We start from the raw sequence: 22,690 nt of genomic DNA on the forward strand, positions 1-22,690 counted from the left end.
TCCCCCTCCGGCTCGGATGAGACGTCAGCCTGTGAAGTGCACTTCGGTGATGGCCTGCTTGTAGCCCGCCTTGGAATAGGTGGCCGCGTCATACCCGGACATGGGAACGGCCGTCAGCCAGACGAGGACGTACCGCGCCTTCACCGGCTTGTCGGGCTTCACCGTGGCGGTGGAGTCCGAGGTGGTGCTGCTGCCGACCTTGTGCATCGAGTCCAGCGACACCGGTGCCGAGTCGGCCGTGTAGAGGTCGACCGTCGTGTGGTCTCCGGAGTAACGCAGCCCGATCGTGGCGGCGTCGAGGTCCTTCGCCGAGCCGAGGTCATAGACGATGCCCACACCTGGCTTGAGGGGGGCGATCTCAGGACCCTGGGTGAAGGACTTGGTCCGCCAGGACGTCGACGTGTCCCCGTCGTAGGTCTTGGCGACATCGGCCGGGTGCTGGGCACCGCCCTCCGCGACGAACTCCTGCGCACCCTGGATCGTCACCGGCTGCGGCGCCACCTTGGCCGCGCCCTTGTCGCCGCCGTCCTGCGTCTGGGTGGTGTTGGTGTCGTTGGAGTTGTCGCCGCGGTTCATCAGGGCTTCCGCCAGCTGCCAGCTGCCGAGGCCGAGCGCCGCGATGAGCAGGGCGGAGACCGCCCACTTCAGCGCCTTGCCCGTACGGCTCTGGAGCGGGGGCGGCGGAGGCGCCATGGGCTGCGTGGCACCGGGATGCGTCGAGGTGCGGCCGTAGGTGCCCTGCTGGTAGGTCGTGCGCTGGTACTCCGGCGGACGGGTGAACGCGGGCTCCGGCGGCCGGACGCGGGGCATCTCGCCGATCGCCTTGACCAGTTCCTCCGGCGTGGTGCACGCGGCCTCGTGCCGGGAGGCGGTGGCGCCGTCGTTGACGAGCGCGCGCATCGCCAGCTCGGACAGTCCCCGGTGGATTCCGGCGCGCACCTGGTCCGGCGCGATGAGGCCGATGTCCTTGGGCAGGCCGGCCAGGCCGTACGCGTCGCTCTCGTAGGGCCAGCGCTGCGTCAGCGCCGCGTACAGCAGGGCGCCGATCGCCTCGGTGTCGGTGCGCTGGGGGGTGTCGGAGCCGACGCCGCGCAGGACGGCGTTCACGGCGAGGCCGCGGATCCGCCACTGCCCGGAGGAGGTGCGCAGGACCGCGTTCGGGTTCAGCCGCAGATGGGAGAGGCCCTCGCGGTGGGCGGCGGCCATGGCGGCCGAGACCTGACTGACCATCTGGTAGGCGTCGTGCGGCTCCAGGGGACCGGCCGCGAGCAGCGCGGTCAGCTCGGTGGCGTCGGGCAGCCACTCATGCACGACGTAGACGAGGTCGTTCTCCTCGACCGCGTCGAGGACCTGCACGAAGCGCGGATCGCCGAGCAGCGCCGCCGAACGGGCGGCCGCCAGCACGGCACGGGAACGTACGTGGTCGGCGGGCAGGATGTGCACACCGACGGCTCGCCGCAGTTTCTCGTCGACCGCGCGCCAGCTGCTGAATCCGTCCAGACGGGTGACGCACTCCTCGAGGCGGTAGCGTCTGGCGAGTTTGTGACCGCTGTGCAGCTCGGTGGGCGAAGACGTCCTGCCGGAGTCTTCGGCCCCGCCGCTCCCCTGCGCCTGGTCGATGTCCGTGTCCCGCTCCGGGTTCTTGGCCACCCCGTCGGCCGTGGCCTGATCCGCCTTGGCGGTCAGCGGCTCGTCACCGCTGTTGTCTGCCACGTCGACGGCAGCCGTGCTCCGTTCTGCCACCGTCGTCCCTGCCTCCCCATCCGTTGCACGCTGTCCGACGCCGAAACCAATTGTGCCCACAGTCCGCCGCAATGCACGACACGCAGAGGGGGACGATGGTTGTGCGACTACCCCCGCCTCAACGCCCCAGACGCCCGCGAACCATGCCGACGAGCGAATTGAGCTCGTCGATCCGCATCCGGCGCGCGGCCAGGAAGAAGACGCCCAGCAGTACCGCACCGCCCGCCACCAGCGCAACGAGCGAGCCGAGGACACCCTGTCCGAGGGAGTGCCCGATGCCGTAGCAGGCCGCGCCGCTGAGCAGCGCCGCCGGGACCGAGGCGATCGCCAGGCGCGCGTACGTCCGCAGCACCCGGGAGCCGTCCAGGTCGCCGCCCAGCCGCTTGCGGAGGCGCCGCCAGGCGACACCGACGCCGATGGCGTAGGAGAGCCCGTACACGGCCGCCATGCCCGCCACGGCCCAGCGGGCCGGGAGCAGGAAGTAGCAGAGCGCGGAGGCGCCCGCGTTGACCGCCGCCACGATGACGGTGTTGTAGAAGGGGGTGCGGGTGTCTTCGTACGCGTAGAAGGCGCGCAGGACGACGTACTGCACCGAGTACGGGATCAGGCCGAGGCCGAAGGCCATCAGCATGAAGCCCATGTTGGTGGCCGAGCCGGTGCCCGAGGAGCCGAAGATCAGCGTGCACATCGGGATGCCGAGCGCGACGAAGCCGAAGGAGACGGGCACGATGGCCACGGCCGTGGTGCGCAGGCCCTGCGAGATGTCGTCGCGGACGGCGCCGCCGTCGCCCTCCGCGGCCGAGCGCGACAGCCGCGGCAGCAGCGCGGCCATGAGGGACACGGTGATGATGGCCTGCGGCAGTCCCCAGATGAGCTGGGCGTTGGCGTAGGCGGCGAAGCCGGTGCCCTTGACGCCGGAGTCCTTTCCGGCGGCGGTGGACAACTGGGTGACGACCAGGGCGCCCGCCTGGTTGGCGAGCACGAACAGGACCGTCCACTTGGCGAGCATCGCAGCCTTGCCCAGGCCGTGGCCCTTCCAGTCGAACCGGGGCCGGATGCGGAAGCCGGTCTCGCGCAGGTACGGGATCATCGCCAGGGCCTGCACGACGAGGCCGAGCAGGATGCCGATGCCGAGCAGGCGCTGCCCCTCCGGCGGGATGTTGTTGACGGTCATGTGGGAGTCGGCCGCCGAGCCGTAGACCCACAGGAACATGCCGAGCGTCACGATGATGACGATGTTGTTCAGGACCGGGGTCCACATCATCGCGCCGAACTTGCCGCGCGCGTTGAGGATCTGACCCATCACCACGTGGATGCCCATGAAGAAGATCGAGGGCAGGAAGTAGCGGGTGAAGGTGACCGCCACCTCGTTGGCCGCGTGGTCGGTGGCGATCGGGTTCGACAGCACGCGCACCAGGTACGGCGCGCCGAGCATCGTCAGCGCGGTCAGTGCGGCGAGCGCGACCATCACGAGGGTCAGCAGCCGGTTGGCGAACGCCTCGCCGCCGTCCTCGTCCTCCTTCATCGACCGCACCAGCTGGGGCACGAAGACGGAGTTGAGGCCGCCGCCGACGGTGAGGATGTAGATCATCGTCGGCAGCTGGTAGGCGACCTGGAAGGAGTCGCCGAGGAAGCCCGCGCCCAGCGCCGCGATGATCATCGCGGAGCGGACGAAGCCGGTGAGGCGCGACACCATCGTGCCCGCGGCCATGACGGCGCTGGAGCTGAGCAGCCCGGAGGCGCGCCCCTTCGCCGGGGCCGGAGCCGGTGGGGCCGGGGTCTCCACGGGCCCGGAGGGACCGGCCGGGGCGGGTACGGGTGGCTGCATGGGGTTCCCGGAGGCTGCCTGGTACGGGGTTCCGCCACCGCCGTGGTGCGCGGGGCTCTGGGTGTGGGGCGGCGGGTACGAGCCGCCCTGGCCCGCGCGGGCCGACGCGGCGGAGCCGCTGTGCTGCTGGTCCCGCAGGAGATGCGCGAAGGCGTCCGGCTCGTGGTACTCCTCGCCGGAGTGCGAGACCAGGTCGTCCACGCCCACGAACTGGGTCGTGCGCGGGTGGTCGCCGTACGGCAGGTGCTGGGTGGCGTCGCCCTCCGGCTCGGGCGCCGGGGTCTTGGCCCACACGCGCGGGTCGGGGGAGTACGACGACTGCGACGGCGGGGCGTAGAGCGGCTGGCGCGGCTCGTAGCTGCCCGGAGGCGGCGGGGGGTGCGCGGCGCGGTCGTAGAGCGCCTCGGCGACCGGGTCCTGGGCGGAGAGGTCCCGCGCCCGGTAGGGGTCCTGGTCGTAGGCGTCCTGGAGGTACATGTCCGCCGCGGGCTGCGGCTCCTGGCCGGGCTCGGGCGGGGTCTCGGGCCTGCCCGAGTCGGCGGCATCCCCGCCGCGGTCACCGTCGTACGGCGCGTTCATGGTTGCCCCACCTCATCGTCCCTGGCCACACGGGCCGCGGCGTCGCTCAACGGTCCACTCTCTCACCCGTGCCGGACGGGTCGGTGCTTTCCGGTGCGGTGTCCGGTGCAGGGTCACCCGGCTGGTCCGGCCCGGCTGCCCCGGCGGGGGAACCGGCCTCCTCGGGAAGACGGTCCTCGGTGTCGTCGGGGTTCCCCGAGCCGTCGCCGGAGTCCGCCTCCGCCTCACCCGAGCCGTCACCCTCGGCCTGGCGGGCGGCCGCGCGCTTGCGCTGGGTGTACATCCGGAATCCGGCGAGGACCAGCAGCAGCACCCCGCCGCCGATCACCAGCATGACCGTGGGCGTGACCTCCGTGACCTTCACGTCGAAGCTGACGGGGTCGCCGTACTCCTGGCCGTCCTCGGTGTACAGCTGGGCGAGGACCGTGGCCCGGCCGTTGGCGTTGGCCGAGGTGGTGAACTTCACCGACTGGCTGTGGCCGCCGGAGACCTCGACAGGCTGCTCGTCGTACGCCTTGCCGCTGATCTTCAGCCGGGTCGGCTGGGTCGAGCTGAGCCGCAGGTACAGATGGCCGACGGGCTGGACCAGGTTGTTCTGCACGGTCACCGGGATGGTGGCGCTGCGCCCGGATAGCTTGGTCTCCGACTTGTCGATCAGCTTGACCTGGCCGCCGAGGTTGTCGAGATAGCTCAGCACGTCCGCGCGGAAGCCGTCCGCCTTGGTGGCCTGGCCCCGCCACGACGTGGACATCCCGCGGTTTATGGCCCGGCCGAACGGCGTGACCACGCGGGACTGGTCGGTGAGGATCACCTGGAAGTTGTCGAGCTTGTCCTCCGTGTCCGCGATCTGCTCGAAGGCGCTCCTCGGCAGTTCCTGCTTGCGCAGCGACGAGGGGTAGGCCGACGAGGAGGGGATGCGCGTGGTGGCGTCCGGGTCGGGCTTGGCCTTGGCGGCGGCGGTGAGGGTCTCGGGCTGCGACCAGTTGCCGTCCTGGAGCGCCTTCATGGCGGTGGCCATGGCCTGTGCCTGGCTGGCGGTCGGCGTGCGCTGCGGGGCGACCACGATGCTGCGCTGCTCGTCCTTCTGCACGTTCGCCTCGAGGCTCTGTGCGAGGAACTGCTGCACCGCGAGGGTGGAGGAGTCCGCCTTGGTGAGGTCGCCCTCGAAGGCCGTGGACATCCGCGCGTCCGCGACCACCGCCGTGGTGCCGCCGCCGATGGGGCGGGCGGCGGACGGCGTGTAGGAGAGCCCGGCGGACTCCCGGAGGCTGTCGCTGCGGGCGATCACCCGGTCGGCACCGGCGGAGGTGGCCACCTTGATGATCGAGGGGTCCACGGCACCCTCCACCGGCCAGGCGAAGTCCGTGGTCGGCGTCACGTGGAGCACGGTCTTCACCGTGAGGGCCGCGACATCGGTGGCGTCCTTGAGGTGGCTGAGCGAGCCGGTGACGCTGGTGCCGGTGTGGGCGAGCGAGGCGAGGTCCGGGTCGGCGAACGGCAGCGCGACGACCTCCTTGCCCGCCACGGACTGCTGGAGACCGGCCAGCCACTGCTTGGCGACGTCCTGGTTCTCCCGCGAGCCGGCCTTGGTACTGCCGTCGGACTGCTGGACCCGGTAACCGTTCGCCATGGCGTCCACCGCGGCCAGCAGGTCCGGGTCGATCACCCAGGTGACGTCGAGATCCCGGCCCAGGTCCGTCATCTGCGCCAGGCGGCCGCCGGGGGCGATCTCCTTGGCCAGCTCGTCGTCCTGGAAGACCGGGGTCTGCCGCTCTCCGGCGCCCGTGCGGGCCGTCATGTGGACGGAGGAGATCAGCGGCCACATGAAGGTCGTGCGGCTCTTGGTGTCGGCCTCGGACGACTGCCAGGGCAGGAAGGTCCGCTCGATGCCGAGCATCTGGTCCCAGGGCCGCGCCGAGGTCTTGCCGGAGACGGAGACGCCGAAGGAGTAGACGCCGTCCTTGCCGAGGTTCAGCTCGTCCGCCGGGACGGAGATGCTGAAGTGCTCGGCGACGCCCGGGACCAGCTTGCTGAACTTCTCCGTGTACTTGTCGCCGAGCTCGTCGCCGGTGCCGCCACGGAGATCATTGGGGTGCTGGGAGATGCCGTCGACCGCGGAGCGCGTGTTCAGCAGGGGGCCCACCCGTAGCCCGACGTGGGCGCCGGTCACGGTCTGCCTGCCGTTGTTGACCACCGTGCCGGACACGGTCAGCGTGTCGTCCTCGGTGGGCGCGCTGGGCGTAAGTGAGTCCAACGCCACGGACACCGAGTCCGCCGACGCCGTCGGCGCCGCCTGTGCGGGTTCGGCCGCGGTCAGCTGGAGCAGCCCGGCCAGCAGCGGGGCGCCCGCCAGCAGTGCTCCCGCCCGCCGCAGTCGGCGGCGGGCGGGAGAGGCACTGTGCCCCTGGAATTCAGCCGCGTCGGCCACGCGCTAGCCCGTCCCTCGTCGTCGTCATCAGTGGTCGTCGGAATGTGCGTCCCCGCATGGTAACGATGACCGCTGAGGTGAAGTGCCACGGACCGTTCCCCAAGATCGCCCCGGAGCGTCCGCCTGTCCTCTATATCCATTAACGAGCGGAGAGCCGGTGTCCGCCGCATGGGGAGCCCTTGTGGGGGTATGGCGGGGAGCCTCGGGGCCGGTCAAATGGGTGCGGTCCTGGTCGGCCGGGCCACGTACCCTCTTCTGTTGTGCCGAACCCCAACGATGACAATCCCGCTGCCCTCAGCCAGGTGCAGCAGCGCGCGGTGAGCGAGCTGCTGCGGGTGGCTCCCGTCGCAGACGACCTCGCCCGCCGTTTTCAGGAGTCCGGGTTCTCGCTCGCCCTGGTCGGCGGCTCGGTCCGTGACGCGCTGCTCGGCCGGCTGGGGAACGACCTGGACTTCACGACCGACGCGCGCCCCGAGGACGTGCTGCGGATCGTCCGGCCCTGGGCGGACGCCGTCTGGGAGGTCGGGATCGCCTTCGGCACCGTGGGCGTCCAGAAGGACGGCTACCAGATCGAGGTCACCACCTACCGTTCGGAGGCGTACGACCGCACCTCCCGCAAGCCCGAGGTGTCGTACGGCGACTCCATCGAGGAGGACCTGGTCCGACGTGACTTCACGGTCAACGCGATGGCCGTGGCCCTGCCGGAGAAGGAGTTCATCGACCCGCACGGCGGTCTGGAGGACCTCGCGGCACGGGTGCTGCGCACCCCGGGCACACCGGAGGAGTCGTTCTCCGACGACCCGCTGCGCATGATGCGCGCCGCACGCTTCGCCGCCCAGCTGGACTTCGAGGTGGACCCGGCGGTCGTCACGGCGATGACCGAGATGTCCGCGCGGATCGAGATCGTGTCGGCCGAGCGGGTCCGGGACGAGCTGAACAAGCTGGTGCTCTCCGCGCACCCCCGCAAGGGACTCACCCTGCTGGTCGACACCGGGCTCGCCGCCCATGTCCTGCCGGAGCTTCCGGCGCTCCGGCTGGAGCGTGACGAGCACCACCGCCACAAGGACGTCTACGACCACTCGCTCATCGTGCTGGAACAGGCGATCGACCTGGAGGAGAACGGCCCGGATCTCACGCTCCGGCTGGCCGCGCTGCTGCACGACATCGGCAAGCCCCGGACGCGCCGCTTCGAGGAGGACGGCCGGGTCTCGTTCCACCACCACGAGGTGGTCGGCGCCAAGATGACCAAGAAGCGCATGACGGCCCTGAAGTACTCCAACGAGCTGGTGAAGGACGTCTCGCGGCTGGTCGAGCTGCATCTGCGCTTCCACGGCTACGGCACCGGGGAGTGGACGGACTCCGCCGTCCGGCGCTACGTCCGCGACGCGGGCCCGCTGCTGGAACGGCTGCACAAGCTGACCCGCTCCGACTGCACCACCCGGAACAAGCGCAAGGCGACCACGCTGTCCCGCGCCTATGACGGGCTGGAGACGCGCATCGCCGAGCTTCAGGAGCAGGAGGAGCTGGACTCCATCCGCCCCGACCTCGACGGCAACGAGATCATGAAGATCCTCGGCGTCGGCCCCGGCCCCGTCATCGGCCAGGCGTACAAGCAGATGCTCGAGCTGCGCCTGGAGAACGGCCCGATGGACCATGACACGGCGGTCGCGGCTCTTCAGGAGTGGTGGGCGCGGCAGCAGGGCTGAGCATTTCCGAGTCGTGTTTCACGTGAAACATGACTCAGCGGTGGGGTGGTGTTTCACGTGAAACACCACCCCTTTCGCTGTCCCGCCGCCACTCGAAGCGGGCCATGGCCACGGTGACGACGCCGTAGAGCAGTGCCACGAGGATCACCAGCAGCGCCGACCGGCCGTCCGGTGGCAGCATCAGGGCGGCCACTCCGGCGGCACCGACGAAGGCCACGTTGAAGAGGACGTCGTAGACGGAGAAGACCCGGCCCCGGAAACCGTCCTCGACCGACGCCTGGACGATCGTGTCCGTGGCGATCTTGGCGCCCTGGGTGACCAGCCCCAGCAGGAAGGCCGCGATCAGCAGCGGCACCGTGGCGAACGCGAGCCCGAGCGCCGGCAGCAGAAGGGCGGCGGCGCCCGCACAGACCGTGATCCACCGCCCGGCACCCAGACGTCCCGCGCTCCATGGGGTCACCACGGCGGCCGCGAAGAACCCGGCGCCGGACACCGCCAGCACCAGCCCCAGCAGACGCAGCCCCTCCGCAGGCGTGTCGGAGAGGCCGTACCGGCACAGCATGAGCAGCAGGACCAGCAGCGCTCCGTAGCAGAAGCGCATGCAGGTCATCGCCGTGAGCGCCCAGACGGCCTCCCTGCGCCGGGGCTGGGCCAGGTACCGCACGGCCGCCAGGAGGCCGCGCGCCGTGTCGGAGAGGACGGTGCGCAGCCGGGGCAGCACCGGTGGCCGGTCGGGACCGAGCAGGGAGGGGGCCATGGTCAGAGCGGTCAGGCCCGCGCACAGATACAGCAGGGCGCCGAGCAGGACCACCGCCGCGTCCGAGTTCGACACGACGAACCGGACGCCGAGGGCGAGGGCGGCGCCGAGGGTCGCGGCGAGTGTTCCGGCGGTGGGGCAGAGGGAGTTGGCCAGCACCAGGCGTTCGGTGTCGACCACCCGGGGCAGTGCCGCCGAGAGCCCGGCGAGGACGAACCGGTTGACGGCCGTGACGCACAGCGCGGAGGCGTAGAACAGCCAGTCGGGCGCGTGGACGGCCATCAGCAGGGCGGTGGCGGCCGCCAGCAGCGCCCGCAGCACATTGCCGTGGACGAAGACCTGACGTCGGCGCCAGCGGTCCAGCAGTACCCCGGCGAAGGGTCCGACCAGCGAGTAGGGCAGCAGCAGGACCGCCATAGCGGAGGCGATCGCCGGGGCCGAAGTCTGCTTCTCGGGGGAGAAGACGACGTACGAGGCGAGCGCGACCTGGTACACCCCGTCCGAGCCCTGGGAGAGCAGACGGACGTACAGCAGGCGCCGGAAGTCCCGTACGCGCAGCAGCAGGCGCAGATCACGGACGACAGGCATGGGCACAGCCTCACACATGCGGAAGGTCCCCGGGGTCGGCAGACCCCAGGGACCCTCGCAGCCCTGGCAGGAGCGTTCTCGTGCGAGCGGGTGCTTAGCGCTCGACGTCGCCGCTGATGAACTTCTCGACGTTGTCGCGGGCCTCGTCATCGAAGTACTGGACCGGCGGGGACTTCATGAAGTACGAGGACGCCGACAGGATCGGGCCACCCACGCCCCGGTCCTTGGCGATCTTCGCGGCACGCAGGGCGTCGATGATGACACCGGCGGAGTTCGGGGAGTCCCAGACCTCCAGCTTGTACTCGAGGTTCAGCGGGACGTCGCCGAACGCACGTCCCTCCAGGCGGACGTAGGCCCACTTGCGGTCGTCCAGCCACGCCACATAGTCGGACGGGCCGATGTGGACGTTCTTCTCGCCGAGGTCCCGGTCGGGGATCTGGGAGGTGACGGCCTGCGTCTTGGAGATCTTCTTGGACTCCAGGCGCTCGCGCTCGAGCATGTTCTTGAAGTCCATGTTGCCGCCGACGTTCAGCTGCATGGTGCGGTCCAGGATCACACCGCGGTCCTCGAACAGCTTCGCCATGACGCGGTGCGTGATGGTGGCGCCCACCTGCGACTTGATGTCGTCACCGACGATCGGCACACCGGCCTCGGTGAACTTGTCCGCCCACTCCTTGGTGCCGGCGATGAAGACCGGAAGGGCGTTGACGAAGGCGACCTTGGCGTCGATGGCGCACTGGGCGTAGTACTTCGCCGCGTCCTCGGAGCCCACGGGGAGGTAGCAGACCAGGACGTCGACCTGCTTGTCCTTCAGGGTCTGGACGATGTCGACCGGCTCGGCGTCCGACTCCTCGATGGTCTCGCGGTAGTACTTGCCGAGACCGTCGAGGGTGTGGCCGCGCTGGACGGTGACCCCGCTGGAGGGTACGTCGCAGATCTTGATGGTGTTGTTCTCGGAGGCGCCGATGGCGTCCGCGAGGTCGAGGCCGACCTTCTTGGCGTCCACGTCGAAGGCGGCGACGAACTCGATGTCCCGCACGTGGTAGTCGCCGAACTGCACGTGCATCAGGCCGGGGACCTTGGCCGCCGGGTCGGCGTCCTTGTAGTACTCGACTCCCTGCACCAGCGACGCGGCGCAGTTGCCGACACCGACGATGGCTACGCGAACCGAACCCATTCCGGTTGCTCCCTGTGTGTACGAGTGAGGCCCTGACGGGCCGTCACGTGGCGGTGTCGCCGGGCGTATCCGTCCCCGGAAGATCCCTGGGACGGGGCAGGCCGCCCGTCGATCCAGATGTGGTGTCCTGCTGAGCGGACTCGTCGGATTCGGGACCCTTGCGGTCCCGTCCGGCCCGCTCGCTCTCGATGAGCTCGTTCAGCCAGCGCACTTCGCGCTCCACGGACTCCATTCCGTGGCGCTGGAGCTCGAGCGTGTAGTCGTCGAGGCGCTCCCGCGTGCGTGCCAGGGAGGCGCGCATCTTCTCCAGGCGCTCCTCCAGGCGGCTGCGCCGGCCCTCCAGCACACGCATGCGCACATCGCGCGAGGTCTGCCCGAAGAAGGCGAACCGGGCGGCGAAGTGCTCGTCCTCGTATGCGTCGGGGCCGGTCTGCGACAGGAGTTCCTCGAAGTGCTCCTTACCTTCGGCCGTCAACCGATAGACGATCTTCGCGCGGCGTCCGGTGAGAGGGGCGGCCAGAGCGTCTTCATGGGTGTTGCCCGGTTCCTCGATCAACCAGCCGTTGGTGACCAGCGTCTTGAGGCACGGGTAGAGCGTCCCGTAGCTGAACGCCCGGAACACACCCAGGGACGTGTTGAGTCGCTTGCGCAGCTCATAGCCGTGCATCGGCGACTCGCGCAGCAGCCCGAGCACGGCGAACTCGAGGATGCCGGAACGACGGCTCATGATCGCCTCCTCTCGGCACACAGCGCTTTTATCTCGCTCTGATGTATCGACTCGATACATCACGACGATAGAACGCCCCCCGGCATGCGACAAGAGGGGCGACGGTGAACGGGATCACATCACCGATTCGTACGAGGCAAGTTGCCTGTTTTGGGGTGAACTTCGGGACTCGGAGGTTTTGGTGGTGCGTAGTCTGTGCGGCATGCACAACACCGGGAACCAAGGGGCGCTTGGGGAGCGTCGTGATCCTCGGTGCAGTACGGGTGAATGCAGTTACGACCGCATCCGTACTTCGGGGGGACCGGAAACCAGCCGCTGTTTCCAGGCGCGCACGGATGCGCCTGCCCGAGGAGTAATCGTTCGATGAGCGAGCACCGTCGCAAACCGCCGCAGCCGCAGGGAGGCGGACGTGCCGCGGCCCGACGCGGCCAGCCTGGCCCGTCCTCCGGCCGCGCCGCGGCACCGCGAGGCGCCAACGGGGCCTCTGACCACTCCTACGGGTCCGGTTCCCATGGACCGGACTCCTACGGCTCTGGGGGTGATGGGCGTGAGTACGGCAGCCGTGCCGAGGCACGCCGCGCCGCCCAGAGAGGCGGCGGCCGCCGCAGGGGGGCCGACAACGCGCCCTCGGGGCGTGGCCGTGGCCATGACCAGGGCCCGCCCGGCAAGCCCCGGTTCATCGACTATCCCCGCGTGGGCAAGTACGGCTGGCGCCGCTGGGTGCCCTCCTGGCGGCTGGTCACGGGCCTGGGCATCGGGTTCGTGGGCAGCATGGTCGTCATGGCGGGCGTGGGCTACGCGCTGGTCCGCGTGCCGGACGAGAACGCCGCAGCCGCGTCGCAGAACAACGTCTACTACTGGGCCGACGGCAGTCAGATGGTGGCCACGGGTACCGGTGTGAACCGGCAGAACCTCAAGATCGAGAACATCCCCAAGGCCATGCAGTACGCGGTGATCTCCGCGGAGAACAAGAGCTTCTACAAGGACTCCGGCGTCGATCCCATGGGTATCGCGAGGGCCGTCGCCAACATGGCGCGCGGCGGTCAGACCCAGGGTGGCTCCACGATCACGCAGCAGTTCGTGAAGAACACCTACCTGAGTCAGGACCAGACCCTCACGCGCAAGTTCACGGAGATGTTCATCTCCGTGAAGGTGGGTACGCAGGTCAGCAAAGACGAGATCATGCAGGGGTACCTGAACACCTCGTACTACGGGCGTGGTGCCTACGGCATCCAGGCCGCTGCCCAGACGTACTACGGCAAGGAAGCGAAGAACCTGACGCCCAGCCAGTGCGCGTTCCTGGCGGCGCTTCTGAAGGGGCCGACGTACTACGACCCGGCCGGTAACGCGGACCTCGACAAGTCGGCGACCCCGGAGAACAACAGGAAGCTCTCGGAGGGCCGCTGGCGCTGGATCCTCGGTGAGATGCACAAGGACAAGCGCCTCACCGACGCCCAGTACCAGGAGGCGGTCAGCACTTACCCCAATCCGCAGGGCCGCAAGGCGACCAAGGGCATGACCGGCCAGACCAGCTACATGGTCGACACGGCCAAGAAGTACGTCCTGAACCACTCCAACATCACGGAGGCGAAGTTCGACCAGGGCGGCTACCAGATCCAGACGACCTTCCAGAAGGACAAGGTCGAGGCCCTGACCGCGGCTGTGAAGAAGATCCAGAAGACGCGGCTGAAGCCCGAGACCAAGGAGAAGGACAAGTTCGTCCAGTTCGGTGCCGCCTCGGTGGTACCCAACGACGGCGCGATCGTCGCCCTCTACGGCGGTGACGGCTACGAGAACGGTCACTTCACCAACAACGCCGACACCTCCGGTGTCCCGGTGGGCTCGACGTGGAAGCCGTACGTACTGGCCGCGGCCATGCAGGACGGCGTGTACAACTCGGACGGTGAGGGCATCTCGCCGCTGAGCAAGTACAACGGCAACGACCATCTCAAGGTCCGCCGTCCCGACGGGTCGTTCTATCTGAACAAGGACAACTCGTTCTTCTTCCAGGCGAACGAGAGTGAGCGGCCCTGGGGCTACATCAGCCTGCGCAAGGCGATGGAGCAGTCGATCAACACACCGTTCGTGCAGCTCGGCGTCGATGTTGGTATGACGAAGGTCCGGGACATGGCCAAGTCCACCGGCATCCTGGAGGGCAGCATGGCGAAGGACCTGAACCCGTCATTCGCCATCGGTACCTCCACTCCGAGCGCGATCCGCATGGCCGACTCCTACGCGACGTTCGCCGCGTCCGGAAAGCAGGTGGACCCGTACTCGGTCACCTCGGTCAAGTTCGACGGCCAGCCGTTGCCGGGATTCGCCAAGCCGAGGTCCAAGCAGGCGATGGACGCGAACATCGCCAACAACGTCACCGACGTCCTGGAGAACGTGATCCAGAACGGCACCGCCAAGGGCGCGCTGGCCCTGGGTCGTACGGCGGCGGGCAAGACGGGTACCACCGACGAGAACAAGTCGGCCTGGTTCGTCGGCTACACCCAGCAGCTCTCCACCTCGGTGGCGATGTTCCGCGAGAATCCCGAGGATCACCGACTGCTGTCCATGAACGGCACGGCGGGCAAGGACTCCATCCACGGTGGTGACATCCCGACCTCGGTCTGGACCGAGTACATGCTGGCCGCGCTGAAGGGGAGCAACGACCCCGGATTCCCGGACGCCGTCAAGATCCCCAAGATCCAGAACGAGGCGGGCGCTCCCACCCCGAAGCCGAAGCCGAGCGTCACGCCGAGCGAGAAGCCGACCCAGTCGTCGAGCCCGTCGCCGAGCCTGTCGACGACGGCGCCGCCGTCGCCCTCGGAGAGCGAGACCTGCCGGTTCTTCTGCAACGACGACGGCGGCACCGGTCCCGGTGGTGCCGACGGCGGAAGCAGTGCTTCGCCGACCGACTCGACCTCACCTGGAAACGGTGGTGTCCGGGGTAACAGCAATGCCGGGGCCAATGGGAGCGACGGCGGAGGCTTGTTCGGAGGCCAAGCAGGCCAGTAGGACCACCTGACCGATTGGCGGTCCTTTCGACCGGCACGGGTGTTTCACGTGAAACAAGGGCCGTCGCACCGACCAGGTGCGGCGGCCCTCGGTGTTTTACCGAGCGAGTACGGCAGGATGTGCCCCATGCCCAGCCCCATGTCCAGTGCAGAGACGACGCCCGCGCGCGTGCGTGAACCGGAGACGGTACGACCGACGCGGGAAGACGAGATCGCCGCGGCCGGCAGCGAGCTGATCGGCGGCCCCCTCGGGCGACGCGCCCTGACCGGCACGTCCTGGTGGACGCCGGTCCGGGTCGTCGTGCTCGTGGCGATCGGCATGTTCGCCCTCGGGCTCGTCCAGAAGGCGCCCTGCTACGACGGCGCCTGGTTCTTCGGGGCCAGCTCGCAGTACACGCACGCCTGCTACTCGGACATCCCCCACCTCTTCCAGGGGCGTGGTTTCGCCGACGGGCTCGTGCCGTACTTCGACAAGCTGCCCGGCGACATGGACTACCTCGAGTACCCGGTGCTGACCGGCGTGTTCATGGAGGTCGCCTCCTGGCTCACACCGGGCAGCGGCGGCATCCAGCGCCAGGAGCAGTGGTACTGGTTCGTCAACGCCGGGATGCTGATGGTCTGCGCGGCCGTCATCGCCGTCTGCGTCAGCCGGACCCACCGCCGCCGCCCCTGGGACGCCCTGCTGCTCGCCCTGGCACCCGCCTTCGCGCTGACCGCCACCATCAACTGGGACCTCCTCGCGGTGGCCCTGACGGCCGCGGCGATGCTGATGTGGTCGCGCGGCCGGGCCGTCGCCTTCGGCGTGCTCCTGGGCCTGGCCACGGCCGCCAAGCTCTATCCCCTCGTCCTGCTCGGGCCCCTGCTGGTGCTGTGCTGGCGGGCGGGCAAGTGGCGGGAGTTCTTCCTGGCGGTCGGCGGGGCTGCGGGCGCCTGGCTCGTGGTGAACGTGCCGGTGATGCTGTTCGCCTTCCAGGGCTGGTCGAAGTTCTACACGTTCAGCCATGACCGGGGCGTCGACTTCGGCTCGTTCTGGCTGATCTGGTCCCAGAACTCCAGCAACCCGCCGAGCATCGACTTCGTGAACACCACCGCCAGTGCCCTGGTGGTGCTGTCGTTCCTCGCCATCGCGGCGCTGACGTTCACCGCCCCGCGTCGGCCGCGCTTCGCCCAGCTGGCCTTCCTGATGGTGGCGGCGTTCATCCTCACCAACAAGGTCTACTCCCCCCAGTACGTGCTCTGGCTGGTGCCGTTGGCCGTCCTCGCCCGGCCCAAGTGGCGGGACTTCCTGATCTGGCAGGCGTGCGAGGTGGCGTACTTCCTCGGCATCTGGTTCTACCTCGCGTACACGACCAGCGGAGACGCCCACAAGGGCCTGCCCACCGAGGGCTACCACTGGGCGATCGCCCTGCACCTGCTCGGCACCCTGTACCTGTGCGCCGTCGTCGTGCGCGACATCCTCCGGCCGGAGCGGGACGTGGTGCGCCGGTCCGGGGACGACGACCCCTCGGGCGGCGTACTCGACGGCGCCGCCGACGTCTTCGTCCTGCGCGGCCTCCGGACCCCGGAGCACGAGTCACCCGAGGAGCCGTCACGGACGGACTGGGGCGGCCCGGAACCACAGCTCCACGAGGGGCGTTCACTCTGAGCGAACAGCCCCGGCGGGCATGAAGAAGGCCGTGCACGACACCTCGTGCACGGCCTTCCGCCCGTCTCGGCCCGGTACAGCGGTCCTAGCGGTCCACGATCCGGTCGAACGTCGTGGTGGTGTGCCGCAGATGGGCTACCAGCTCGTCGCCCACCTTCGGCTCGGGAGCGTCGGAGGGGACGAACAGGATCGACACCTGCATGTGCGGCGGCTCGGCGAACCAGCGCTGCTTGCCGCCCCACACGAACGGCGCGAGGTTCCGGTTCACCGTGGCGAGGCCCGCCCGGGCCACGCCCTTGGCGCGGGGCATGACGCCGTGCAGGGCCTTCGGAGCCTCCAGGCCCACCCCGTGCGACGTACCGCCCGCCACGACCACCAGGAAGCCGTCCGAGGCCGCCTTCTGCTGGCGGTAGCCGAAGCGGTCGCCCTTGGTCACCTTCGTGACGTCCAGGACGGCTCCCCGGTACTCGGTGGCGTCGTGATCGCCCAGCCAGAGCCGCGTGCCGATCCGGGCGCGGAAGCGGGTCTGCGGGAACTGCTGCTGGAGCCGGGCCAGTTCATCGGCCTTGAGGTGGCTGACGAACATCGTGTGCAGCGGCAGCCGGGCCGCGCGCAGCCGGTCCATCCACCCGATGACCTCCTCGACGGCGTCCGAGCCGTCGGTGCGGTCCAGCGGCAGATGGATAGCGAAGCCCTCCAGGCGGACGTTCTCTATTGCCTGGTGCAGCTGCGGCAGGTCCTGCTCGCTGATGCCGTGCCGCTTCATCGAGGACATGACCTCGATGACGACACGGGCACCCACCAGGCCGTACACGCCGTCGACCGACGACACCGAGCGGACCACCCGGTCCGGCAGCGGCACCGGCTCCTCGCCGCGCCGGTACGGGGTCAGTACGAGCAGGTCGCCGCTGAACCAGTCCTTGATGCGCGCGGCCTCGTACGTGGTGCCGACGGCGAGCATGTCCGAGCCCAGCCGGGTGGCCTCCTCCGCGAGCCGTTCGTGGCCGAAGCCGTAGCCGTTGCCCTTGCAGACCGGGACGAGTCCCGGGAACTGCTCCTGCACGTGCTTGTGGTGCGCACGCCAGCGCGCGGTGTCGACGTAGAGCGTGAGCGCCATGGCCGGACCCGGAACCTTTCTCGTGGCTGCGGTGGATTCAGTGGGCGGTCCCCGAGGGATGTAGGGGGACCGGTGGACGGTGAAGCCTTGTGAAGGCTATGGAACCAGACAGCGGGACGGGCGGCTGCCCGCCGCTCAGCGCCGCGACATGTAGATGTCGAGCGCCTTGTGCAGCAGCTTGTTCAGCGGGAAGTCCCATTCGCCGAGGTACTCGGCCGCCTGGCCGCCGGTGCCGACCTTGAACTGGATCAGGCCGAACAGGTGGTCCGTCTCGTCCAGGGAGTCGGAGATGCCGCGCAGGTCGTAGACGGTGGCGCCGAGCGCGTAGGCGTCGCGCAGCATCCGCCACTGCATGGCGTTGGAGGGCCGGACCTCACGGCCGATGTTGTCGGAGGCGCCGTAGGAGTACCAGACGTGACCGCCGACGATCAGCATGGTGGCCGCGGAGAGGTTCACGCCGTTGTGGCGGGCGAAGTACAGCCGCATCCGGTTGGGGTCCTCGGTGTTGAGGGCCGTCCACATGCGCTGGAAGTACGACAGGGGGCGCGGCCGGAAGTGGTCGCGCACCGCGGTGATCTCGTACAGCCGCTGCCACTCCTCCAGGTCCTGGTAACCGCCCTGGACGACCTCGACGCCGGCCTTCTCGGCCTTCTTGATGTTGCGGCGCCACAGCTGGTTGAACTGCTTGTGGACCTCTTCGAGGGAGCGGTTGGCCAGCGGCACCTGGAAGATGTAGCGCGGCTGCACGTCGCCGAAGCCCGCTCCGCCGTCCTCGCCCTGCTGCCATCCCATGCGGCGCAGCTTGTCGGCCACCTCGAAGGCGCGCGGCTCGATGAAGTCGGCCTCCATGTCGCGCAGCCGCTTCACGTCCGGGCTCTGGATGCCCTTCTTGATGGTCTCCGCGTTCCAGCGGCGGATGATCACCGGCGGGCCCATCTTGACCGAGAACGCGCCCTGGTGCTTGAGGTGGGCCAGCATCGGCTGGAGCCAGTCCTCCAGGTTCGGCGAGAACCAGTTGATGACCGGGCCCTCGGGGAGGTACGCGAGGTAGCGCTTGATCTTGGGCAGCTGGCGGTAGAGGACCATACCGGCGCCGACCATGTCTCCGGTGCGCTCGTCGAACCAGCCGAGGCTTTCCGAACGCCACTCCGCCTTCACGTCGGCCCATGCGGGGACCTGCATGTGGCTGGCCGACGGCAGGCTCTGGATGTACGCCAGATGCTGCTCGCGGCTGATGGTCCTCAGGGTCAGACTCATGTCGGGGCGCTCCTCGGGCTGGTGTGTCCCCATGGGATCAGGGGCTCCGGCTCTCGCGCCGAAGCCTACTGCGCCCTGCGAGCGCCCCGAATAGGGCGTACAGCACCCGCGTTCCGGCCCGTTGGCGGGCCGGAACGGTCGTCGGTGCCCGCGATGTCTTCGTGGACGGCGGGCCGGGTGCGTCAGCTGCCGATGAGGCCCCCGAAGAGACCGCCGTTGGCCATGCCGATCAGGAAGCCGATCCCGGAGGCGCCGAGCCCGACGACCAGGCCGAAGCGCTCCCGGGTGGTGATCGAGATCCACTGCCCGTAGGCGCCGGTGAGCAGGCCGATCAGACCGGCCCAGGAGGCCACCAGGTGGAGGCCGCCGATGAAGCAGGTGACGAAGGCGAGCAGGCCCAGGACGAGCGTCACCACCGTCAGGGTGTCCTGGAGCGGATGGGGCTTGCCGTCACTGGCGAAGAGGGAGCCGGCGGTGGTCGGTCGCAATGCCTGGGTCATGAGGCACCTCCTGCGGATCGCGGCGCACTGTAGCGCCCTACACACCCGATGTGTACAGATTGCGGGCTCCCAGGCCCGGATTTCAACCGGAAGCGGGTGGGCGGGTAGTCTGTAACGTCTGCACCGGTGTCTGCCCTGACCCGTCGCGGTCCACTGTGGACGGTTCCTCGCGGAGCCTCCGATTGTCAGTGGTGGCCGATACCGTTGCGTACGCATCACGACCCTCCTGCCACGGAACGACCGTGGCCGCTGAGTCCAAAGGAGGTGGGTTCCACATGCGTCACTACGAGTTGATGGTCATCCTCGACCCCGATCTCGAGGAGCGTTCTGTCTCCCCGCTGATCGAGAACTTCCTCTCTGTCGTCCGCGATGGCGGCGGCAAGGTGGAAAAGGTCGACACCTGGGGCCGTCGTCGTCTCTCGTACGAGATCAAGAAGAAGCCTGAGGGCATCTACTCGGTCATCGACCTGCAGGCCGAGCCTGCGGTCGTCAAGGAGCTCGACCGCCAGATGAACCTGAACGAGTCGGTCCTCCGGACCAAGGTCCTCCGCCCCGAGATGCACTGAGCTCTCCCGCTCAGCTGATCTCGGGATTCGAGTAGCAGCAACCAAGCAGCCAGAGCAATCCCGCCGAGAGGTTCCCCCATGGCAGGCGAGACCGTCATCACGGTCATCGGCAATCTTGTCGATGACCCCGAGCTGCGCTTCACCCCCTCCGGTGCGGCGGTCGCGAAGTTCCGCGTCGCGTCCACTCCCCGCACCTTCGACCGGCAGACCAATGAGTGGAAGGACGGCGAGAGCCTGTTCCTGACCTGCTCGGTCTGGCGTCAGGCGGCGGAGAACGTCGCGGAGTCGCTCCAGCGAGGCATGCGCGTCCTCGTGCAGGGCCGGCTGAAGCAGCGGTCCTACGAGGACCGCGAGGGCGTCAAGCGCACGGTCTACGAGCTGGACGTCGAGGAAGTCGGCCCCAGCCTGCGCAACGCGACGGCGAAGGTCACCAAGACCTCCGGCGGCGCCCGCGGCGGCCAGGGCGGTTACGGCGGCGGTGGCAACCAGGGCCAGGGTGGCGGCGGCTGGGGCGGTGGCTCCGGTGGCAACCAGGGCGGCTCCCAGGCCGACGACCCGTGGGCTTCCGGCGCTCCCGCCGGTGGCAACCAGGGTGGCGGCGGCTGGGGCGGCGGCTCCGGCTCCGGTTCCGGCTCTGGCGGCGGTGGCGGCTACTCGGACGAGCCCCCCTTCTAAGGGCTCGCATCCCACTTCTTGATCACACAGGAGAAACACCATGGCGAAGCCGCCTGTGCGCAAGCCTAAGAAGAAGGTCTGCGCTTTCTGCAAGGACAAGGTCACGTACGTGGACTACAAGGACACGAACATGCTGCGGAAGTTCATTTCCGACCGCGGCAAGATCCGTGCCCGCCGCGTGACCGGCAACTGCACGCAGCACCAGCGTGACGTCGCCACGGCCGTCAAGAACAGCCGTGAGATGGCGCTGCTGCCCTACACGTCCACCGCGCGCTAAGGAAGGGTGACCTACACATGAAGATCATCCTCACTCACGAGGTCTCCGGCCTCGGTGCCGCCGGTGACGTCGTCGACGTCAAGGACGGGTACGCCCGCAACTACCTGATCCCGCGGAACTTCGCGATCCGCTGGACCAAGGGTGGCGAGCAGGACGTGGCGCAGATCCGCCGCGCCCGCAAGATCCACGAGATCCAGACCATCGAGCAGGCCAACCAGATCAAGGGCCAGCTCGAGGGTGTCAAGGTCCTTCTGGCCGTTCGCTCCGGCGACGCCGGTCGGCTCTTCGGTTCCGTCACCCCGGCCGACATCGCTTCCGCGATCAAGGCTTCCGGTGGCCCCGAGGTCGACAAGCGCCGCATCGAGCTGACCGCTCCGATCAAGACCCTCGGCGCCCACGAGACGTCCGTGCGTCTGCACCCCGAGGTTGCCGCCAAGGTGACCCTCGAGGTCGTCGCGGCCTGATCGCCGTGACCGCTCGGCTCGTTTGAGCTGGTGAGGGGCCGCATCCTTTCGAGGATGCGGCCCCTTTCTCATGCGCTCGGTGCCTGGCTGGGTGGGGTCGCAGGGCACGTTTCACGTGAAACGGTCAGCGGGTCGCGCCCGTCACGATCCATCGGCCGGACCGGGTGCGGACCCAGAGGGTCACCATCCGGACCGTCATCATCAGCGTCATGGCCGCCCAGATCGCCGTGAGGCCGCCGCCCAGCGCGGGCACGAGCAGGGCGACCGGAGTGAAGACCGCCAGCGTGAGCACCATGGCCCAGGCCAGATAGGGTCCGTCGCCCGCGCCCATCAGCACCCCGTCCAGCACGAAGACGACCCCGCAGACGGGTTGGCAGAGCGCCACCACCAGCAGCGCGGGCAGTGCCACGTCCTTCACCCCTGCGTCACTGGTGAACAGCGGGAGGAAGAGCGGCCGCGCCGCCACCACCAGCACACCGAGGGCGACACCGGTGGCGATGCCCCACTGCACCATGCGGCGGCAGGCCGCGCGGGCGCCCGGTGCGTCGTCGGCGCCGAGATAGCGGCCGATGATCGCCTGCCCGGCGATGGCGATCGCGTCCAGGGCGAAGGCCAGCAGGCTCCACAGGGACAGCACGATCTGGTGGGCGGCGATGTCGGCGTCACCGAGACGGGCCGCCATCGCGGTGGCGATCATGAGGATGGCACGCAGGGACAGGGTGCGGACCAGCAGCGGTACGCCCGCCTGTGCCGAGGCCCGGATGCCGGCGAGATCCGGACGCAGGGACGCCTCGTGCCGTCGCGCGCCCCGGACGACCACCCAGAGGTAGACGGCGGCCATGCCGCACTGCGCGATCACGGTGCCCCAGGCGGAACCCGCGATGCCGAGCCCGGCGCCGTAGACGAGCACGGCGTTGAGGACGGCGTTGGCGATGAAGCCGCCGATGGCGACGTACAGCGGGGTCCTGGTGTTCTGGAGTCCGCGCAGTACACCGGTGGCGGCCAGGACGGCCAGCATGGCCGGGATACCGAGGGCGGAGATGCGCAGATAGGTGGTGGCGTGGGGCGCCGCGGTGGCGGAGGCGCCGAAGAGGTCCACGATGCCGGGTGCGAGCGGTACGACGACGGCGATGACGACGGCGCCGATGAGCAGGGCCAGCCAGATCCCGTCCATGCCCTGGCGGATCGCGGCCCGCAGATCCCCGGAGCCGACGCGGCGGGAGACCGCCGCCGTGGTCGCGTAGGCGAGGAAGACGAAGATGCTCACGGCGGTGGTGAGGAGCGCCGAGGCGACGCCGAGACCGGCGAGCTGGGCGGTGCCGAGATGGCCGACGATCGCGCTGTCGGCCATGACGAAGAGAGGCTCGGCCACGAGCGCGCCGAAGGCCGGGAGGGCGAGGGCCACGATCTCCCGGTCATGGCGTCGCCTCGTGGCCTTGGAGATCGCGGGAGCCTGTGTCATGCGCATCAATCTAATCGTCCACAGGTAAGAGATGCAACTGTCCTCTGACCCTTACTTCCGTTTCCGGAAGGCAAGGTTTCGTGCGGCGTTCGAGCTGATCTTGGTCCGAGTGGGAAAGTTTTTCTTCTGCACAGCCGGTGGACGGTAAAGATGCAGGTCAGTGCGGTCTCGTCGAGGAGGGCGAGGTCTTGT

General features: G+C 69.1%; 17 protein-coding genes. 7 read left to right on the forward strand and 10 right to left on the reverse strand.

Translation table 11 applies throughout. The annotated features are described in order from the left end of the window. Positions 1 to 24 precede the first annotated feature (24 nt). From ACI2LY_RS24635 to ACI2LY_RS24645, 3 genes are all read right to left on the reverse strand, one after another. The gene (locus ACI2LY_RS24635) at positions 25 to 1,743 is read right to left on the reverse strand and encodes a protein kinase family protein (RefSeq protein ID WP_404709060.1); all 1,719 of its coding nucleotides are present in this window, start codon (positions 1,741 to 1,743) and stop codon (positions 25 to 27) included. A 118-nt stretch (positions 1,744 to 1,861) separates the two neighbouring features. After that, positions 1,862 to 4,150: a murein biosynthesis integral membrane protein MurJ gene (gene murJ, locus ACI2LY_RS24640; protein WP_404709061.1), complete on the reverse strand. Its 2,289-nt coding sequence runs from the start codon at positions 4,148 to 4,150 to the stop codon at positions 1,862 to 1,864. A 46-nt stretch (positions 4,151 to 4,196) separates the two neighbouring features. After that, entirely contained in the window at positions 4,197 to 6,578 is a 2,382-nt protein-coding gene (locus ACI2LY_RS24645; RefSeq protein ID WP_404709062.1) for a DUF6049 family protein, read from the reverse strand. Between the two features lie 260 nt (positions 6,579 to 6,838). On the opposite strand from ACI2LY_RS24645, the gene ACI2LY_RS24650 reads away from it, so the two are divergent. Then, a complete protein-coding gene (locus ACI2LY_RS24650) occupies positions 6,839 to 8,284 on the forward strand; it encodes a CCA tRNA nucleotidyltransferase (RefSeq protein WP_404709063.1) in 1,446 nt (481 codons plus the stop codon). 34 nt (positions 8,285 to 8,318) lie between these two features. On the opposite strand, the gene ACI2LY_RS24655 is transcribed toward ACI2LY_RS24650, so the two are convergent. From ACI2LY_RS24655 to ACI2LY_RS24665, 3 genes are all read right to left on the reverse strand, one after another. After that, a complete protein-coding gene (locus ACI2LY_RS24655) occupies positions 8,319 to 9,629 on the reverse strand; it encodes an MFS transporter (RefSeq protein WP_404709064.1) in 1,311 nt (436 codons plus the stop codon). A gap of 94 nt (positions 9,630 to 9,723) precedes the next feature. Continuing rightward, positions 9,724 to 10,806: an inositol-3-phosphate synthase gene (locus tag ACI2LY_RS24660; protein WP_393913268.1), complete on the reverse strand. Its 1,083-nt coding sequence runs from the start codon at positions 10,804 to 10,806 to the stop codon at positions 9,724 to 9,726. Positions 10,807 to 10,849: 43 nt separating this feature from the next. Next, a complete protein-coding gene (locus tag ACI2LY_RS24665; RefSeq protein ID WP_389003654.1) occupies positions 10,850 to 11,533 on the reverse strand; it encodes a helix-turn-helix transcriptional regulator in 684 nt (227 codons plus the stop codon). 363 nt (positions 11,534 to 11,896) lie between these two features. Here ACI2LY_RS24665 and ACI2LY_RS24670 point away from each other — a divergent pair, with 363 nt between their 5' ends. Next, positions 11,897 to 14,536: a transglycosylase domain-containing protein gene (locus ACI2LY_RS24670; RefSeq protein WP_404709065.1), complete on the forward strand. Its 2,640-nt coding sequence runs from the start codon at positions 11,897 to 11,899 to the stop codon at positions 14,534 to 14,536. 138 nt (positions 14,537 to 14,674) lie between these two features. Beyond that, the gene (locus tag ACI2LY_RS24675) at positions 14,675 to 16,180 is read left to right on the forward strand and encodes a glycosyltransferase family 87 protein (RefSeq protein WP_404709066.1); all 1,506 of its coding nucleotides are present in this window, start codon (positions 14,675 to 14,677) and stop codon (positions 16,178 to 16,180) included. An 85-nt stretch (positions 16,181 to 16,265) separates the two neighbouring features. On the opposite strand, the gene ACI2LY_RS24680 is transcribed toward ACI2LY_RS24675, so the two are convergent. The 3 genes from ACI2LY_RS24680 to ACI2LY_RS24690 all read right to left on the reverse strand — a co-directional run bounded on the left by ACI2LY_RS24680 (position 16,266) and on the right by ACI2LY_RS24690 (position 19,054). Beyond that, positions 16,266 to 17,297, reverse strand: a complete 1,032-nt coding sequence (locus tag ACI2LY_RS24680) for an alanine racemase (RefSeq protein WP_384358713.1) — start codon at positions 17,295 to 17,297, stop codon at positions 16,266 to 16,268. A gap of 135 nt (positions 17,298 to 17,432) precedes the next feature. Beyond that, positions 17,433 to 18,554, reverse strand: coding sequence for a lipid II:glycine glycyltransferase FemX (locus ACI2LY_RS24685; protein ID WP_389003645.1), 1,122 nt, complete (start codon positions 18,552 to 18,554; stop codon positions 17,433 to 17,435). 182 nt (positions 18,555 to 18,736) lie between these two features. Further along, positions 18,737 to 19,054 carry a hypothetical protein gene (locus ACI2LY_RS24690; protein ID WP_393913271.1) on the reverse strand — a complete coding sequence of 106 codons (318 nt, stop codon included), beginning with the start codon at positions 19,052 to 19,054 and terminating at the stop codon, positions 18,737 to 18,739. 275 nt (positions 19,055 to 19,329) lie between these two features. Here ACI2LY_RS24690 and rpsF point away from each other — a divergent pair, with 275 nt between their 5' ends. The 4 genes from rpsF to rplI all read left to right on the forward strand — a co-directional run bounded on the left by rpsF (position 19,330) and on the right by rplI (position 21,036). Continuing rightward, positions 19,330 to 19,620, forward strand: coding sequence for a 30S ribosomal protein S6 (rpsF, locus tag ACI2LY_RS24695; protein WP_389003639.1), 291 nt, complete (start codon positions 19,330 to 19,332; stop codon positions 19,618 to 19,620). A 78-nt stretch (positions 19,621 to 19,698) separates the two neighbouring features. Beyond that, positions 19,699 to 20,295 (forward strand): single-stranded DNA-binding protein, encoded by a 597-nt coding sequence (locus ACI2LY_RS24700; RefSeq protein WP_404709067.1) that lies wholly within the window; start codon positions 19,699 to 19,701, stop codon positions 20,293 to 20,295. A 40-nt stretch (positions 20,296 to 20,335) separates the two neighbouring features. Further along, positions 20,336 to 20,572, forward strand: a complete 237-nt coding sequence (gene rpsR, locus ACI2LY_RS24705; protein ID WP_003949403.1) for a 30S ribosomal protein S18 — start codon at positions 20,336 to 20,338, stop codon at positions 20,570 to 20,572. Between the two features lie 17 nt (positions 20,573 to 20,589). Then, positions 20,590 to 21,036, forward strand: coding sequence for a 50S ribosomal protein L9 (rplI, locus tag ACI2LY_RS24710; protein WP_389003633.1), 447 nt, complete (start codon positions 20,590 to 20,592; stop codon positions 21,034 to 21,036). Positions 21,037 to 21,160: 124 nt separating this feature from the next. On the opposite strand, the gene ACI2LY_RS24715 is transcribed toward rplI, so the two are convergent. Then, positions 21,161 to 22,498 (reverse strand): MATE family efflux transporter, encoded by a 1,338-nt coding sequence (locus ACI2LY_RS24715; protein WP_404709068.1) that lies wholly within the window; start codon positions 22,496 to 22,498, stop codon positions 21,161 to 21,163. Positions 22,499 to 22,690: the final 192 nt, after the last annotated feature.

Source organism: Streptomyces sp. NPDC002176, from assembly GCF_044903645.1.
Classification (GTDB): domain Bacteria; phylum Actinomycetota; class Actinomycetes; order Streptomycetales; family Streptomycetaceae; genus Streptomyces.